General features: G+C 57.3%; 17 protein-coding genes. 6 read left to right on the top strand and 11 right to left on the bottom strand.

Going from position 1 to position 15,158, the window contains the following annotated elements; translation table 11 throughout:
- Positions 1 to 499: 499 nt before the first annotated feature.
- Positions 500 to 1,912 carry a class II fumarate hydratase gene (gene fumC, locus ACFQDM_RS03320; protein WP_377375452.1) on the bottom strand — a complete coding sequence of 471 codons (1,413 nt, stop codon included), beginning with the start codon at positions 1,910 to 1,912 and terminating at the stop codon, positions 500 to 502.
- A gap of 265 nt (positions 1,913 to 2,177) precedes the next feature.
- Here fumC and ACFQDM_RS03315 point away from each other — a divergent pair, with 265 nt between their 5' ends.
- Both ACFQDM_RS03315 and ACFQDM_RS03310 read left to right on the top strand, forming a co-directional pair.
- Positions 2,178 to 3,236, top strand: coding sequence for a metallophosphoesterase (locus tag ACFQDM_RS03315; protein ID WP_377375450.1), 1,059 nt, complete (start codon positions 2,178 to 2,180; stop codon positions 3,234 to 3,236).
- An 82-nt stretch (positions 3,237 to 3,318) separates the two neighbouring features.
- Positions 3,319 to 3,498 carry a CsbD family protein gene (locus ACFQDM_RS03310; RefSeq protein WP_377375448.1) on the top strand — a complete coding sequence of 60 codons (180 nt, stop codon included), beginning with the start codon at positions 3,319 to 3,321 and terminating at the stop codon, positions 3,496 to 3,498.
- 51 nt (positions 3,499 to 3,549) lie between these two features.
- Here the strand turns inward: ACFQDM_RS03310 and ACFQDM_RS03305 are convergent, their stop codons facing one another.
- From ACFQDM_RS03305 to ACFQDM_RS03290, 4 genes are read right to left on the bottom strand one after another with little or no spacing between them, the layout of a single operon-like run.
- Positions 3,550 to 4,257 carry an RluA family pseudouridine synthase gene (locus ACFQDM_RS03305; RefSeq protein WP_377375445.1) on the bottom strand — a complete coding sequence of 236 codons (708 nt, stop codon included), beginning with the start codon at positions 4,255 to 4,257 and terminating at the stop codon, positions 3,550 to 3,552.
- Positions 4,258 to 4,267: 10 nt separating this feature from the next.
- On the bottom strand, positions 4,268 to 4,801 hold the full coding sequence (locus ACFQDM_RS03300; RefSeq protein ID WP_377375442.1) for an energy transducer TonB: 534 nt from the start codon (positions 4,799 to 4,801) through the stop codon (positions 4,268 to 4,270).
- Positions 4,801 to 5,925, bottom strand: a complete 1,125-nt coding sequence (locus ACFQDM_RS03295) for a DUF2891 domain-containing protein (RefSeq protein WP_377375441.1) — start codon at positions 5,923 to 5,925, stop codon at positions 4,801 to 4,803. Before ACFQDM_RS03295 ends, ACFQDM_RS03300 begins: the two co-directional genes overlap by 1 nt.
- 50 nt (positions 5,926 to 5,975) lie before the next feature.
- A complete protein-coding gene (locus ACFQDM_RS03290) occupies positions 5,976 to 6,809 on the bottom strand; it encodes a hypothetical protein (RefSeq protein WP_377375438.1) in 834 nt (277 codons plus the stop codon).
- On the opposite strand from ACFQDM_RS03290, the gene ACFQDM_RS03285 reads away from it, so the two are divergent.
- From ACFQDM_RS03285 to ACFQDM_RS03270, 4 genes are all read left to right on the top strand, one after another.
- Complete coding sequence (locus tag ACFQDM_RS03285) at positions 6,782 to 8,158, top strand: MATE family efflux transporter (RefSeq protein ID WP_377375436.1); 1,377 nt, start codon at positions 6,782 to 6,784, stop codon at positions 8,156 to 8,158. The two genes, ACFQDM_RS03290 and ACFQDM_RS03285, sit on opposite strands and share 28 nt — an antisense overlap.
- Before the next feature lie 134 nt (positions 8,159 to 8,292).
- Complete coding sequence (gene hemH, locus ACFQDM_RS03280) at positions 8,293 to 9,318, top strand: ferrochelatase (RefSeq protein ID WP_377375433.1); 1,026 nt, start codon at positions 8,293 to 8,295, stop codon at positions 9,316 to 9,318.
- A 190-nt stretch (positions 9,319 to 9,508) separates the two neighbouring features.
- Complete coding sequence (locus ACFQDM_RS03275; RefSeq protein WP_377375430.1) at positions 9,509 to 9,682, top strand: hypothetical protein; 174 nt, start codon at positions 9,509 to 9,511, stop codon at positions 9,680 to 9,682.
- A gap of 132 nt (positions 9,683 to 9,814) precedes the next feature.
- Positions 9,815 to 10,687 (top strand): DUF2785 domain-containing protein, encoded by an 873-nt coding sequence (locus ACFQDM_RS03270; protein ID WP_377375427.1) that lies wholly within the window; start codon positions 9,815 to 9,817, stop codon positions 10,685 to 10,687.
- On the opposite strand, the gene ACFQDM_RS03265 is transcribed toward ACFQDM_RS03270, so the two are convergent.
- The 6 genes from ACFQDM_RS03265 to ACFQDM_RS03240 form a co-directional block, all read right to left on the bottom strand.
- On the bottom strand, positions 10,684 to 11,469 hold the full coding sequence (locus ACFQDM_RS03265; protein ID WP_377375424.1) for an enoyl-CoA hydratase-related protein: 786 nt from the start codon (positions 11,467 to 11,469) through the stop codon (positions 10,684 to 10,686). The genes ACFQDM_RS03270 and ACFQDM_RS03265 overlap by 4 nt on opposite strands.
- Positions 11,470 to 11,546: 77 nt before the next feature.
- Positions 11,547 to 11,876, bottom strand: coding sequence for a zinc ribbon domain-containing protein YjdM (locus ACFQDM_RS03260; protein ID WP_377375421.1), 330 nt, complete (start codon positions 11,874 to 11,876; stop codon positions 11,547 to 11,549).
- 135 nt (positions 11,877 to 12,011) lie between these two features.
- Entirely contained in the window at positions 12,012 to 12,827 is an 816-nt protein-coding gene (locus ACFQDM_RS03255) for a hypothetical protein (RefSeq protein ID WP_377375418.1), read from the bottom strand.
- A gap of 270 nt (positions 12,828 to 13,097) precedes the next feature.
- Positions 13,098 to 13,583, bottom strand: coding sequence for a DUF3291 domain-containing protein (locus tag ACFQDM_RS03250; protein WP_377375416.1), 486 nt, complete (start codon positions 13,581 to 13,583; stop codon positions 13,098 to 13,100).
- 88 nt (positions 13,584 to 13,671) lie between these two features.
- On the bottom strand, positions 13,672 to 14,298 hold the full coding sequence (locus tag ACFQDM_RS03245; protein WP_377375414.1) for a hypothetical protein: 627 nt from the start codon (positions 14,296 to 14,298) through the stop codon (positions 13,672 to 13,674).
- 87 nt (positions 14,299 to 14,385) lie between these two features.
- A complete protein-coding gene (locus tag ACFQDM_RS03240) occupies positions 14,386 to 14,859 on the bottom strand; it encodes an REP-associated tyrosine transposase (RefSeq protein ID WP_377375411.1) in 474 nt (157 codons plus the stop codon).
- Between the last annotated feature and the right edge of the window lie 299 nt (positions 14,860 to 15,158).

The following is a 15,158-nucleotide window of genomic DNA, read 5'->3' as shown; positions in this document are numbered from 1 at the left end:
CTTCCCTCTTGTTCAGCGACAAGAGGTATCAGCCCGAGCTTAGAATATTCGCTATGGGTTCGCCAAAGTTTCAGGCTGAGCGCTTACCCTACGTTAACCACAAAAATGCTGGCGTCACCGGCACAATCGGGAAAAGCCCGAAACGCAGTGTCAGTCCGCGCCGCAGCCAAAAGGCGAAGCACGCCTAGATACACGACCTGTGATTAACCATTGAGGCCTGGCGAGGTTTAAAGCTCACCCGGCCCTTTGCGGGACAAGCGCCAGAATGCGTAGCTGACGCCAACCGACACAATGATGAGAACGCCGAAGCCAACCAGACCCGCAATTGCCAAACCATCTAATACCATAACGGCCCCCTATAATGACCATAACAATGATATGGTTTTTATATGCGAATTTTATAAAATTATATCTGCCATAGCGTCGCATGTGGTGGCCGGAAACGAGAAAAGCCTGCTCCGTTCAGAGCAGGCTTTCCCGTGTCAGATATCAGCTCGGCTTAGCTTGGGCTGATCATGTTCTCAGGTTTCACCCATTCATCGAACTGCTCTTCGGTGAGCAGGCCAAGATCGACAGCCGCCTCTTTCAGGGTCGTGCCTTCCTTGTGCGCTTTCTTCGCAATCTTGGTCGCGTTGTCATACCCGATGTGCGGGTTGAGCGCCGTGACCAGCATGAGCGACTTGTTCATGAGCAGCGTAATGTTGTCGGTGCGTGCTTCGATACCCACCACACATTTGTCGGTGAAGGAGTTACACGCATCCGCCAGAAGGCGGATCGACTGGATCATGTTGTAGGCCATGACCGGCTTGTAGACGTTGAGCTCGAAATGGCCCTGGCTGCCGGCAACCGTCATGGTTGTGTTGTTGCCCATAACCTGCGTGCAGACCATCGTCATGGCTTCACACTGTGTCGGGTTTACCTTGCCCGGCATGATAGAAGAGCCCGGCTCGTTTTCTGGCAGAGCGAGTTCGCCGAGACCGGAACGTGGTCCAGAGCCCAGGAAGCGAATGTCGTTCGCAATCTTGAACAGCGAAGCCGCAGCCGTGTTGAGAGATCCGTGCGCATAGACAAAAGCGTCATGTGCGGCCAGCGCTTCGAACTTGTTTGGCGCCGTGATGAACGGAATGTCGGTGAAGCTTGCCACTTCTTCTGCGAACGCCTCGGCAAAGCCGACTTTCGCATTGATGCCGGTACCAACCGCCGTACCACCCTGTGCGAGCGGATAGAGGTGTTCGAGACCTTCCTGCACGCGCTTGATGCCGAGATCCATCTGCGCGACATAGCCAGAGAACTCCTGGCCAAGCGTCAGAGGCGTCGCATCCTGCGTGTGCGTGCGGCCAATCTTGATGATGTCCTTGAACGCCTGAGATTTGTCGTTCAGCGCGTTGCGCAGATATTGCAGCGCTGGCAGCAGGCGGTGAACAATCTCTTCAGCCGCTGAAATGTGCATGGCGGTCGGGAAAGTGTCGTTCGAAGACTGAGACCGGTTGCAGTGATCATTCGGGTGAACCGGATCCTTGGAGCCGACTTCGCCGCCCATGATCTGGATCGCACGGTTCGAGATGACCTCGTTCGAGTTCATGTTGGACTGCGTGCCAGAGCCTGTCTGCCAGATGGACAGCGGGAAATGATCGTCCAGCTTGTTCTCGGCAACTTCCGTCGCGGCCTTGACGATTGCGTCGGCAATCTCCGGCTCGATATTGTCCAGCTTCTTGTTGGCGAGCGCGGCAGAACGTTTGATGACACCGAGCGCACGAATGACCGGCGCTGGCATTTTCTCTTCACCGATCGGGAAGTTGATCAGCGAACGGGCCGTCTGTGCACCCCAGAGCTTGTCCTCTGGAACCTCAAGCGGACCGAAACTGTCAGTCTCTGTACGCATCTTGCCCTTCTTCTCGCCAAACAATCCCATGAGTAAAACTCCTATCGGTCATCTTGATTTCGCTTCCGGCGTGTTAGCGCGTGACGTGAAAAGAGGCCAGAAGGAAATCGCCCTTCATCGCGATATCTCTCGCGTGGTGGCCATGTGACGTAACGCAATAAGCTGTTTTATGCGCAACACGAGAGCACGCATCACCACGAACCTGCACACCGCGTAATTCTGATAGCTCACGCTGCGCGATTGTCATAAAGAGCAGGCTGACGCCGAATTGGAGCGCGGTGTTTTGGGGGAATCCATGTCATTTAAAAACCTGTTGGCCGGACTGACTCTGGCCGGTGTGTGTCTGAGCGCACCTTTGAGCGCAACATCTGAATCTTTCAGCATGATCGTCTCGTCCGATCCGCAATATCCCTGGACAAACTGCACTGATGGCGACTGCGATGAAGACGCTGATACGCGTATCCAGCGCGCTCGCCAGCTCAATATCGATCAGCGCGATGCCATGACATCGCTCGCGGATACACGCGGCGACGTAAAAGGCGTCATCATCAATGGCGACCTGACAGCCTATGGCCACCCAAAGGAGCTCAAAGTCTACAAGGAGATCTGGCTCGCCTCACCACTCAAGCTCTATGAGGGGCTTGGAAACCACGACTATCTGAACAATATCAATGACACCTGGCTCAATCAGGCTGCCAACGGCATGATCGACTATATGGTCGCGCGTCTGTCCGGACCGCTTGGCGTCGAGGCCGATGTCACCGTTGCAAACGGACTCATGTCGAAAACAACAACAGGCAGCCTTTCTTATTCGTGGGATGTCGGCGACATCCATTTCGTTCAGCTGCACAATTTCCCGACCTATGAACGCCAATGGTCCACCTTTGTCTGGACGAGCATGACCCAGAAGACCTACGTCATCGAAAACGCGCTGGACTGGCTGGAAACCGATCTTGTAAAAGCGCATGCGCAGGGAAAAACCATCATCCTGAACATGCACGATACCGGTGAACACTGGCTGATGGCAGATGGCGGCTTTGCCGGTGCCAATCACGCCGACCGGCTTGCGATGAGCGAGCGCTTTTCTGACTTGCTCCGCCAATTTCCCGTGACAGCGATTTTCGCAGGCCACTATCACAAACTCATTGGTCCTGAAGGCGTCTGGGATGGCATGCCGGACTATGAGGGTGTCCCGATTTTCTATTCAGGCAGCACATCTCAATCCCGTTTCCTGCTGGCCGAATTCGGTACCGACGCCCTTTCCGTTCAAGGATATTCGAGCATTGGAGGACTGGGTACACCTGTCACCGAAGTCTGGACGGTTCCTTTCAAAGCTTCCGTTTCATCAAATTAACGCGTGCTCGAAATCGCTGGATTTAGGAACCACACCCCTCCGGCATCCGTTGTCTTACCATATCCAAATAAGGAGACACGAGATGGACAAGGAACATATCAAAGGCGAAGCCAAGAACGTTGAAGGCAAGGTCAAAGAGGCCGCCGGTAAAGCGACGGACAATGAAGAAATGGAAGCCGAAGGCAAGGGCGACCAGCTTGAAGGCAAAGCCCGTAAAGTCGGCGGTGACGTCAAAGACGCCGTAAAACACGCGACAGAGTAAATCTGTCAGAGAAGGCCCGGCATTCAGCCGGGCTTTTTCTTTGCCTGAGACTCACACAAATTCCGGTGTGCTCGAGAAACTCATCGTCTCTCCACTGACCGGATGCTCAAAGGCGAGCTCACTTGCATGCAGCAAAAGCCGCGGGGCCGCCTCATAGGCCGGGTCGGGCGCGTAGAGCTCATCTCCGAGGATCGGGTGTCCGATGTGAAGTGTATGCAAGCGAAGCTGATGTGTGCGTCCTGTCTCCGGATAAAGCGCTAACAGCGTTGAGCCATCATCCCGGCTCAGCACTTTCCAGCGCGTGACCGCGCGCTTGCCCCGCTCATGGCAGACCATCTGACGCGGACTGTCCTCCCAGTTCTTGCGTAGGGGAATGTCAATGAGCCCTTCATCCTCGGCCATTCTGCCCCAGACCCGCGCGGTATAGACCTTCTTCACGGTGCGTTCCTGAAACTGCCTCGAAATCAGGGACTTCAGAGCTTCGCTGCGGGCAAAGAGGATAAGACCCGAGGTGGAATGATCCAGCCGGTGAACCGCGGTCGCGCCGGGAAAGGCGTCTTTCGCCCGAAACTCCAGACAATCCTTGTGATGCAGCGGCTTTCCCTGAACAGACAGCAAGCCATAAGGCTTGTTGAGCACCAGAATGGCATCGTCCTGATAGACGATGTCGAGCGGCACATCGGGGGGATTGTATGTGAAGGGCCGCTGGTTTTCCGGCGGCACATAATCATCAATCGGGTTGTTCCAGGGATCGGGCATAAGACGCAGTTTACATCAGACAGAAGCTGAGAGGATAAATCACATCTTGCAGGCTGACGGCATGACCGTGCACGGTCGCTGGCGGAAGCGCTGCCCGTTCGACAGCTCGTTCGGCCTCAGGAATAAAGCCCTTATGCGTACAAGCCGCCTGAACGTTCAGGATTTCACCTTCAACAGTTAAGTCGAATTTGACCTCGCAAAGTCCGCTCACACCCTTCGCAGCCAGACTTGAAGGAAAACCAGGCACAGGTGGCCGGACTTTCGATGATTGCTTTGCGCCGTCCTGTTCGTTCTCATCCAGCTTTACAGCCTGGTACGTCATACCTTCATACTCAAACTCAAAGCGTTCTTCCGGTCGGTCGAACAGGGAGGCCGGCAAGTCCCGATAATTCACGTCTGAAGCTGGTTCAGGCCAGTCTTCTTTCCCAATCAGCGCCATTGCCTCAATTTCCGAACTGCATGCCAGAGAAGCGGGCGCACTCAAGGCCAGAAAAACACTCAGGATCGACGAAGTGCAGAGCATTTTTGAGAAACGGTTCTTCATCAAAGCCCCCGCTTCGTTGTGAGATACATGGCAAAGCTCGCCAGCCAGTGTGAGCCGGAATAATGCGAGTCAGAAACGGCCGCGACGCCGGTTTCCTTATGGAGCTGCGCAGCTGCCAGAAGCGCGTCCCGTCGCGGATCATCTTTTGGCAGCGCACTCGCAATGCCTTCCAGCGCCCAGGCGCGTGACAGGTTCACCCCATCGAGATGCACGAGCTTGCCGTCTTCCGGATCGAGCACAATGCCCGGCTCCAGCCAGTCACCTGATCCGTCGAGTGGTATGTCTGGCAGGAAAGACCCAAGCCAGGCTGCATATTGCGAGCGTGGCATGATGCGGCGCATCAGATCGGCTTCCATCAGGCAGGGCGACAGGAAGTCCTCGCCGGAGGGCTCATAACCGATCGGGCAATTGCGATCATCCTTGAAGAATTCCATCGACTTTTCAGCCAGCAGCGTTGCCAGCTGATCATTGCCGACCGTGCTCGCATAATCGAGCATGAGGCCAAAGGAGAATGCGGACTGGTTATGGGTGCCTGCGCGCACCGGATAGGCAAGCTTTGGCAGCCAGTCCATGACGCGCTCAACGATCTTGTCTTCCAGCGGACGCAGCGTATCGCGCCATTCAGAAAGTTCCGGATCTTCGCTTTCCTCAAGCTCAGCGACGAGCTGGAGATACCAGGCAAGCCCGTAAGGGCGCTCGAACCCGGCACGCCCCGGCGCCGAATAATGCACAAGTTCCTGTTCGATATTGGCCTCGGTGAAGGATTGCGACAACGCCACACGGATTTCATCGCCCAGCGCCGTATCCGGCTGGGTGCGCAGAATGCGGGTCAGAAGCCAATGGCCATGAACCGCCGAGTGCCAGTCAAAACAGCCATAGAAAGCCGGCGTCATCTCACGCGGGATGGCGAGGTCTTCATCGCCCTCCATATGGTGACTGATCTTGTTCGGATATGGCCGGTGGATACAATCGAGCGCCATGCGTGCGAACCGATCTTCCACTGTCGTTGGCGCGTCGTTCACAGCCGCCTCCTCCGTCTCACTGGATTTGCCATTATTTCCACACGCGGCCAGCGATGCTGCCAGGGCCAGAGCCAGAGCCACAACCGGACGAAAGACACGCATTCACAACTCCCTTGTTGAAATACCGAGTGTGGCGCGCGCCGCCCGCGCCATCAAGAGGATTGATGCGCGCCGACCACGCGGCGCTGTGCATCCAGATGGATCGCCAATCCGCTTCGGCGTCCTCCCGCCAGCATACGGCGGGTGATCCGCTCATAATGCTGGATGAAGCGCGCCACCCAGAGGCGGCGCTCATCTGGCAGCGTTCCGGGCAACAGGCCAAGATTGCTCTCCTCCTGTTGCAAGCGCCAGTTCAGCACAGCGCTGAAGTCCGGCGCGCAGAGATGGCAGAACGCATCAGCCAGGTCCCAGAGCTTCGCATAGCCGTCAGCCAGCGCGCGCTCCTGAAAGCTGCGCCAATGGCCCTGCTCATCCTGCGCTTCGACAGCGTTCAGGGGAGCCGACATGGGCGCGCCCGCATCTGGCAGCGCCCCGATCATCCACCCTTCGAGCAGGATGACCTTTGGCGGCTCGGACACCCATGGCCAGTCTGAAGGCGGGCATCGATCGTCTGACGCCTTGTCGAAAACCGGAAGGCTTGTTGGCGCGCCGCTTAACAAGCCCTCAAGCACCTGATTGAGGAGCGTCAGATCATGCGTCCCCGGCGGCCCGCGCGTCTCAAACAATGGATGGACGCGATCAGCCAGCGACCGGCGCTCGGCCTGGGTGAGATAGAAGTCATCCAGACCGAGCGTAACAAGGCCCGGAATGTCGCGCGCGAGCTGTCTCATCGCTGTCGATTTGCCGATGCCCTGCGCGCCGGACAGCATCAACAATAGCGGCTGATCATCTGCGCGTCTTTGCGCCCTCACCCAGTCTGAAAGGATCTCGCCCAGCGTTTTCATCGCGTCGAGAGACCATGACGCAGCATGAAGATCAATTGCCATTTCAGAGCGCCTCACCTAAGCCGCAACGCATGGAAGACACCACGCTCACCCGCCGAAACGTCATGGCGCTCGCCATACCCGTCATGCTGGCACAGGCTGCTACGGCCTCGACCGGCGTGGTGGACACAGCCGTGATGGGCCTGCATGGCACCAAGGTGGATCTGGGCGCCGTCGGCGTTGCCGCCGTGGTGATGAATTTCCTCTATTGGGCATTTGGCTTTCTGCGCATGTCGACCACCGGGCTGACGGCCCAATCGAATGGCGCGTCTGATCTGATCGAAGTGAACTCCGTCCTGCAGCGCGCCCTGATCACAGGCGCAGCGCTTGGGGTGGCCATTATCTGTCTGTCTCCTTTGTTGAAGCTCGGCGTGTTCCAGCCCTTCTCCGCAAGCGATGCGGTGAAGGACCTCGCGCGGGACTATTGGGACGCACGGATCTGGGGCGCGCCCGCTGTCCTGATGGGATATGGCATCACTGGCTGGTTGCTCGGCACCGGGCGGACCGGCCAGCTGCTGATCTTTCAGATCGTGATGAATGGCACGAATGCCGGGCTCGACATCTGGTTCGTCGCCGGGCTCGACTGGGGGCCGGCAGGCATTGGCGCAGGCACAGCCATCTCAGAATGGGTCGCGCTTGCGTTCGGGCTGGTCATTGTCCGCAAAGGCCTCAAACGTGGCACCGGCCTCTTTGATCGCACCAAACTCGTCGCGCTGTTCAATGCCAATCGCGATATCCTCATTCGCACGCTGGCGCTTCTGTTTGTCTTTGCCTGGTTCGTCAATTCCGGCGCCGGGCTCGGCACGGCAACCCTCGCCGGTAATGAAGTTCTGTTGCAGTTTGTCAGCGTATCCGCCTTTGTGCTGGATGGCTTTGCCTTCGTTGCCGAGAAGGAAATAGGAGAAGCCTATGGCGCGCGAAACCGCCGCCGACTGATCCGCGCCATGCGCCTGACGAGCGAGATTGCGCTTGTCTGCGCGATTGCGATGTCGGCGCTCTACTTTCTGACAGGTGGCCCGATCATCAACGCGGTCGTTGCCGATGCAGAAGCGCGCCAGATTGCGCTGCAATACCTGCCCTATTGCGCGATCATCCCGGTTGCCGGTCTCGCCTGTTGGCAGCTTGATGGCTTCTTCCTCGGAGCGACCCATGGCAAGGCGCTGCGCAATGCCGCCGTCTTCACCACCCTCGCCTATGTGGCGACCGATTTGATCCTGCGCCAGCAATTCGGCAATGCCGGGGTCTGGAGTGCGATGCTGATCATGTATGGCTACCGCGCCGCATCGCTCGGTTTCTACCTGCCATCACTCATCCGCCGCGTCGAACAGACGCCGAAAACCGCTGCGGCCTGATCTCCATCATTTTTGCCTATATCAGCATTCTGATTTTCAATGGAAAACCACGAGGTTTTCTCTGATCTGCCCTTGCGTCCGCGCCGTAAAAGCTAAATCAAGACACAGATCAATAATGGCGGGCTGAGCAGATCATGGCTGACACACATCGACCGGACGGACACCCATCCATCGCGCAGGGCAAGGTCGGCGTTCTGCTCGTCAATCTCGGCACCCCGGATGGGACGGACTATTGGTCCATGCGCCGCTATCTATCCGAATTCCTGTCAGATCCTCGCGTCATCGAAGTGCCGCAGATCATCTGGCAATTCATTCTGCAAGGGCCGATCCTGACCTTTCGGCCTTCCAAATCCGGCCATGCCTATAAGCAGGTCTGGACCGAAGATGGCTCGCCGCTTCTGCACTTCACCAAATTGCAGGCAGAGAAACTCGGCGCACGCATCAACAGTGAAAACCTGATCGTTGATTACGCAATGCGCTATGGCAATCCCAGCATCAAGTCGCGGGTGGACCGCCTGAAAGATCAGGGATGCGACCGTATTCTGGTCTTCCCGCTCTATCCGCAATATTCAGCGACCACCACCGCGACCGTCTGCGACAAGACCTTTGACGCGCTGAAGACCATGCGCTGGCAACCGGCGGTGCGAACAGCGCCGGCCTTTCATGACGATCCGGCCTATATCGACGCGCTCTGCACCTCGCTTCAGGACAGCCTCTCCAAACTGGACTTCACGCCGGATGTGCTTTTGATGTCGTATCACGGCATTCCGAAAGCCTATTTCGAAAAGGGCGATCCCTATCACTGCCATTGCCAGAAAACGACACGTCTGGTTCGCGAGCAGATGGGATGGAGCGAAGACTTCATTCGCACCACCTTCCAGTCGCGCTTTGGCCCGACCGAATGGCTGCAGCCTTACACCGACAAAACGCTGGAAGCCCTGCCGGGCGAAGGCGTGAAAAAGGTCGCTGTCGCCGCGCCGGCCTTTATTTCAGACTGCCTCGAAACGCTCGAAGAAATTGCCATTCAGGGCAAGGAGAGCTTTATCGAAGCGGGCGGGACCGACTTTGCGTCTCTGCCTTGCCTGAATGCGAGCGAGCCCGCGATCGATCTTCTGCAAACGCTGGTCAGCCGCGAACTCATGGGCTGGATCACGCCTTAACAGGATAAATGCGTTTATTAAGCATTCACGCATTTTGCGCTGCACAAACTCCGGAACCAAAGGCGGGGCCTGACGTTTTATTTCCAGATGTTGAAACAAAGGATGGTGGGCGGCCTGCCCCAGAACAGGCCGGTAAACAGTCCGATGCTTCGACCCAATTCTGTCGCATCAGCAAGGTCTGGAAAAAAATATGAATACACAGAACATGACCATATCCGGCACGACACGACGTTCGGTCAATATTGCCGCTGTGGCATTTGAAGTTGTCTCTGCACTTGCAGGGATTGTTTGGGCGTCTTTCAGCTCCTCTTCCAAGAAGCGGTGCAGCGAAACCCCAACGCGCCTGATCGAGTATCAGGCATAACATTAACCTGACCGGTTAAAGAGAGGCGGGCCCTGGGCCCGCTTTTTTTATGCGCTTGATGCCGTTGAACCGCGCCGAAATGGACAAAACGAGATTGCATCCTAAACTGGCCAGGATCGTCGGGGGATAAAATTGCGCCAGTTTCTTTTCAGCTTTGCGAGCCTGCTTGCCATAACCGGACCCGCCATGGCGGAAACAGATCTGCCGACCTGCGCGGTGACGCCAGAGGATGTGACCGAAACCGTTTTGTCCGAGGCGCAACTGCTTGATCTCATTGACTGTCTGGGCAGCCCGGACCCGAAACTTCGCGATGAGATGGCCTATACCCGGCTGACAGACCAGCTACGCGATCACAGACCGGAAACTGAAACGCTCAATACACTGAAAGACCGGCTGATTGCGCTCTCTCAGCAGGAAGACGATGCCGGTTTCCTGCAGCCTTTCGTCCTGCTCATTCTGGCCGAGATCATCCGAACCGATACAATCGACGCCTGGCTCACCCCGGAAGATCGTGAGCGGATCACGCTGATCGGCGCAGACTATCTGACCAATACCGAAGACTATCGCGCCTTCAGCGAGACCGAGGGCTGGCGGCACGGCATTGCACACGCAGCCGACCTGTTGATGCAAATCTCCCGAAATGGCGGCATCGGCATGGTCGAAGCCATCATCATCATGGAAGCGGTATCAACCAAGGTCGCCCCGCTCGGCGCGCCAGCCTATACCCATGGCGAAGCCGAACGCCTCGCCCGCCCCATTCTCTATCTGGCGCAGCGAGAGATGCTGACCGAAACGATCTGGTCAGACTATTTCGCCCGCCTGCAGCCCAACCGGGAGGAAAGCCCGCACTGGGATGATCCCTACGCCCATGAGGACACACTTGCGGCGCTGCACAACACAACGGCCTTCGCCCGTGCGGTCTATGTCACCGCCGATATGAGCGAATATGAAAGCCTGGAGCCGTTAAAGCTCGGCGCCGATATGCTGTTGCGGTTTCTGCCCTAACGGCCCTTCCAGTTCGGTTTGCGCTTTTCCGCGAAAGCAAGCGGCCCTTCGCGCGTGTCTTCGGCTTTCGTCCATTCGACAAACCCCGGTATGTTGGGCTGAGCTTTCATCGCGGCTTCGACGCCGCCCGCTTCCAGCCCCGACATGACGGTTTCCTTGGACGCCCGGATCGAGATCGGCGCGCAGCGAAGCATGTCCTCACACCAGGCATGGACCGCCTGCTCGAGCTGATCGGCCGGAACGACCTCATTGACGAGGCCCATCTGTTCCGCGTCGGCCGCGCTCATCTGGCGACCGGTGAAGATATAGCCCATCGCCTTCTTCAGCCCGATCTGCCGGGCGAGCCGGTGCAGACCGCCGCCCAGCGCGACCGCGCCAACCAGCGGTTCGGGCAGACCAAAGCGCGCATTCTCGCTGGCAATGATGAGATCGCAAGCCAGCGCGACTTCAAAACCGCCACCAAGCGCCAGACCATTCACAGCTGCAATGACCGGCTTGTTGAGATCAAACCGTTCGATCAGCCCGGCATATCCGTTTTTCGGATAGGCGTGACGCGTCGAGCTGGACGCGGCTTCCTTGAGATCAGTACCCGCGCAGAACGCCTTTTCACCCGCGCCGGTGACCACGCAGATCCACTGATCATCATCTGCGGCGAAGGCATCGAAAGCGGCCTGCAGCTCATCATGCATGGCATGGGTGATGGCATTCATCTGCGCCGGACGATTGAGCGTGATCCAGGTGACCCGGCCCTTCTGCTCCACAAGAATGGTGTCATACGCCATGTCGGCCCTCCCCTTTTGTTTCAGGGAAGACACGCATTTCCGCCGCGGCGGTCAAGCAAAATGAAGGCCGTTAAGCCTCAGGCCTTTTTCACAAACTCGGTTTTCAGCTGCATCGGGCCAATGCCATCAATGCGGCAATCAATATCGTGATCGCCTTCAATGAGGCGGATATTCTTCACCCGCGTGCCGACCTTCACCACCAGCGACGAGCCCTTCACCTTGAGATCCTTGATCACGGTGACCGTGTCACCATCAACGAGCTCATTGCCATTGGCATCGCGCCAGACTTTGGCGTTTTCGGCATCCGCAGACGGCGACCATTCATGCGCGCATTCCGGACAGATGATCAGCGCGCCATCCTCATAAGTGTATTCGCACGAACAATTCGGACAGGGAGGAGTGGACATGAAACGCGCCTTTGAAAAACCGGAGATCGCCTCTCCATAACGGCGCCGACGCAAAAGGCCAGAAAAAATCAGAAAATTTGTAGGGAGATTAAATTACCGGAAGCGCCGCGATCCGCCAGGGCGAGGCCCGGGCGGTTACAGCGTGCGCAATTGTGGCGGCGGTGGCGGATCCAGACAGGCGAGATCCGGCAGGCCTGCATAAGGGTCTGGCCGTATGCCAAAGCCTGCCGCTTCCAGACGCGACTGCGCCAGATAATGGATGAAATTCACATCCGCCTGCTCGGCCTCATCCGGCGCGCTTTGCCAGTGACATTCCGGCGGAAGAAAGCGCGCCAGAGGCTCAAACCAGAGCGGGTGGCAGATCCGTTCATCAGCGGGGTCCGGATTGGTCGCCACAGCCCGGCAGGCGAGCGCCATGGCAAACCGATCAGCGCGGGAAAGCACATGCGCCAGCCGTTTCAGGCGGGCAAAGACATGCCCGGCATCGACGACTTCCAGCCGGTCGGTCAGAAGACGATAAGCCCGTGGCCGGCGCCGTTTTGAACCGGACGCAGGGATCAGCGGTGTCAGAACGGAAAAGCGGGCGAGCCGTGGCAGCGGTGCCAGAGCATCGCGCAGGGCTTCATCCTGCAACTGGATCAGGCTTTTGCCGGAATCGGTTTTGCGCGGACGCCTGTCTGGCGGCGCAGCCAGCTCACCAAGCGCAATCAGCTCTGCCGCGAGAAACAGAATGAAGCAGCGAAGCTGGTATTCGAGCCTCAGAACCTGCGCCATCATATCCTGCACCAGACCATACATCATGGTCGGGCGCGCGTGCGGCTGTTGCGGGTCCGGGTGTTCGCGCTCATCCTCCGCCAGGCGTGCCGCCCGGTCGATATAGCCTTTCAGGCGCTGCGCCACATCCAGTGGCGCGGCCGATGGTGGCTGATAGGAGAGATCTGCGTCCGACATGGCACTGAGTGTAAGCCGGGTTAGCGCAGGGTGGGATAGTTTTTGAGTAGTTCCCGCGAACCTTTGGTTCGCATGGAACGCGCTCAGGGTTTATATTTGTTCCCGCGAACCTCTGGTTCGCATGGAACGGGCTCAGGGTTTATATTTGTTCCCGCGAACCTCTGGTTCGCATGGAACGGGCTCAGGGCTGTTGATGCGCTCCACACAAGCGACTGCGCCGGCGCAGGCCGACCGAGCCCGTGGCGAGGAACAAAGCCGAGCAAAAAAACATCAAGCCGCAGGAGCGCAGGCATGGGTGCGGTGCAGGCTGGCTTCCTTGAGATAATCCCAGCCAAAGGCCTCATCAGAATCGCCATGCTGGCGGCGCATTTCGAGGCGTTCGAGCGCTTCTTCCAGCGTCGGCTGATGGCCTTCGGGCACCCACCACAGCACAAAATGCATTTCGCCCAGAACTTCGAACCATTCGGTGCGGCGTTCATAGAATTTCTTATGCACCGTGCCCCAGACAAATCGCTCCAGGCTTTCCACATCCTCCCACACGGTGAGGTTGGAGACATGCTGCGGGTCGCCGCCAATCGCGGCATCTGTATTGCCGGTCCCCGGCTCGCCCGAGCCTTCCATCATCCAGACAAAGCCCGGCATGCGTTTACCAAGACCATTGATGAAATCCAGATTGTCCATGAATTCCTTGACCCGCGGGTCATCGGTCGGCGCAACCAGACGCCCGACATTCAGCTCTGCCAGATGGTATTTCATGATGCTTTCCCCTTCCGTCCTTTCAGGAGATGGGGAGCGATCCAGACCCTGTAAACCGGTTCTGAGGTTTTTATGAGCAGGGATCCTGTCAGTCGATCGGCGTCACTTCAAAGGTTCGGAGATAGTATGTTCCTGGGGTGTCGTTGATAATGGAAAGTCGCTTCGGACCTATGCCTGCTTCAACCACAAAATTGTAAGTCTGAATTCCGTTTGTCGGCAATGTGTCTGTGCGATGCTGACCTGCGGAGAAGTATCGAAATGATAGCGGATTGGCACCCTCGCCGCGCAGGGTAACCGTAACAAGCCATCTGTCATAATCGCTATTGCGAATGTCGAACCAGACATCCGACGCGCCGGTGATTCCGACCTGGGGGACGCTGCCTTTTACCTGGAAGATGGACATGCCGCCGCCTTCCTTCGTTCGCATGGTCAGGCTGGCTTTGCCGGGCTTTTTGAATTCCGCTTCCTGCACATTCAGCGTGAATGACGGTTTCAGATCCGCCGCATTGAGATTTGTCTTCAAGGTGGCGCTCGCGAAGGTCAGCTTGTCGGCCAGCGAAAGCGAGCGCGTTTGCATGTTCCGCAATTCAACATCGGTCATTCTGGGCTGAGCCTGCAGCCCCGGACGGACCGGCGCCTGGTTCGGACGCAGATCTTGCGCATGAGACAGGCCGGCAAATCCAACCGCGATAAAGAGTAAGACTAAGCGATGCATTTTCGTGTTCCTCCACCCAGAAACGAAACGTAACATACGTGAAAGCCGGTGAAGTTCAAAGCAGCGTTGTGTGAGGCCCGGTCGGCGCTATGCCGCGCGCCCCCAATCCTCCCTGTATCGGTGCCAGGAGGAATGTGGCCAGTCAGACGGGTCCGCGACGAGCCCATGTTTCACCGGGTTCCAGTGCACATAGTCCATCTGAGCAGATAAATCGGTTTCGTCGCGGATGAGATGTTCCCAGAACCGGCGCTGCCAGATGCCGCGCTCACCATGGCGTCGGCCAGACCGGGTTTGTTCAAGTGATTTGGTAAAATGTGTTTTGATCAGGCGCCAGCGGACGGCGAAGTCGTAATCATCTTGAGGAAGTTGCCAGATCATATGCGCGTGATCTGGAAGAACGACCCACGCGATGGTCTGAAAAGGATATTTGAGCCGGACCTTCTCGATGCATTGATGCAGACGCCCAATCTCATCCACGAGAAGGCTTGAAGAACGATCTTCAAGGCAAACAGTAAATGCGTAGGTTCCACCCGGTATGTGAAGGCGTCGGTAGTTCGGCATAACAAGAACATACCAAGAACAATTGTCATTGTGAAGTCAATTTGCAGGGTGAATGAACGGCCGCGTCATTCACCCTGATGACGACAGGCACCAACCCGTAGGGTGGATTAGATCGTCAGATCGTAATCCACCGAAATTGCATGAGGGGTTACCGATTGTGGTGCATTACGTCCTTCGGCCTAATGCACCCTTGTCTTAGCGAAATCTGCTATTCTGGGATCGGCAGGTGAGGTCCGTGTGCACCCTTGGCCATCTTTCGATGGGCCGTGCTGTAGCTCGGACTCACCTGCCTTCCAAAC

The sequence above is a fragment of the Ponticaulis profundi genome (assembly GCF_042659465.1).
Taxonomy (GTDB): domain Bacteria; phylum Pseudomonadota; class Alphaproteobacteria; order Caulobacterales; family Hyphomonadaceae; genus Ponticaulis; species Ponticaulis profundi.
The sequence above is the reverse complement of the archived record's forward strand: the minus strand, read 5'-3'. Positions and strand labels throughout refer to the sequence as shown.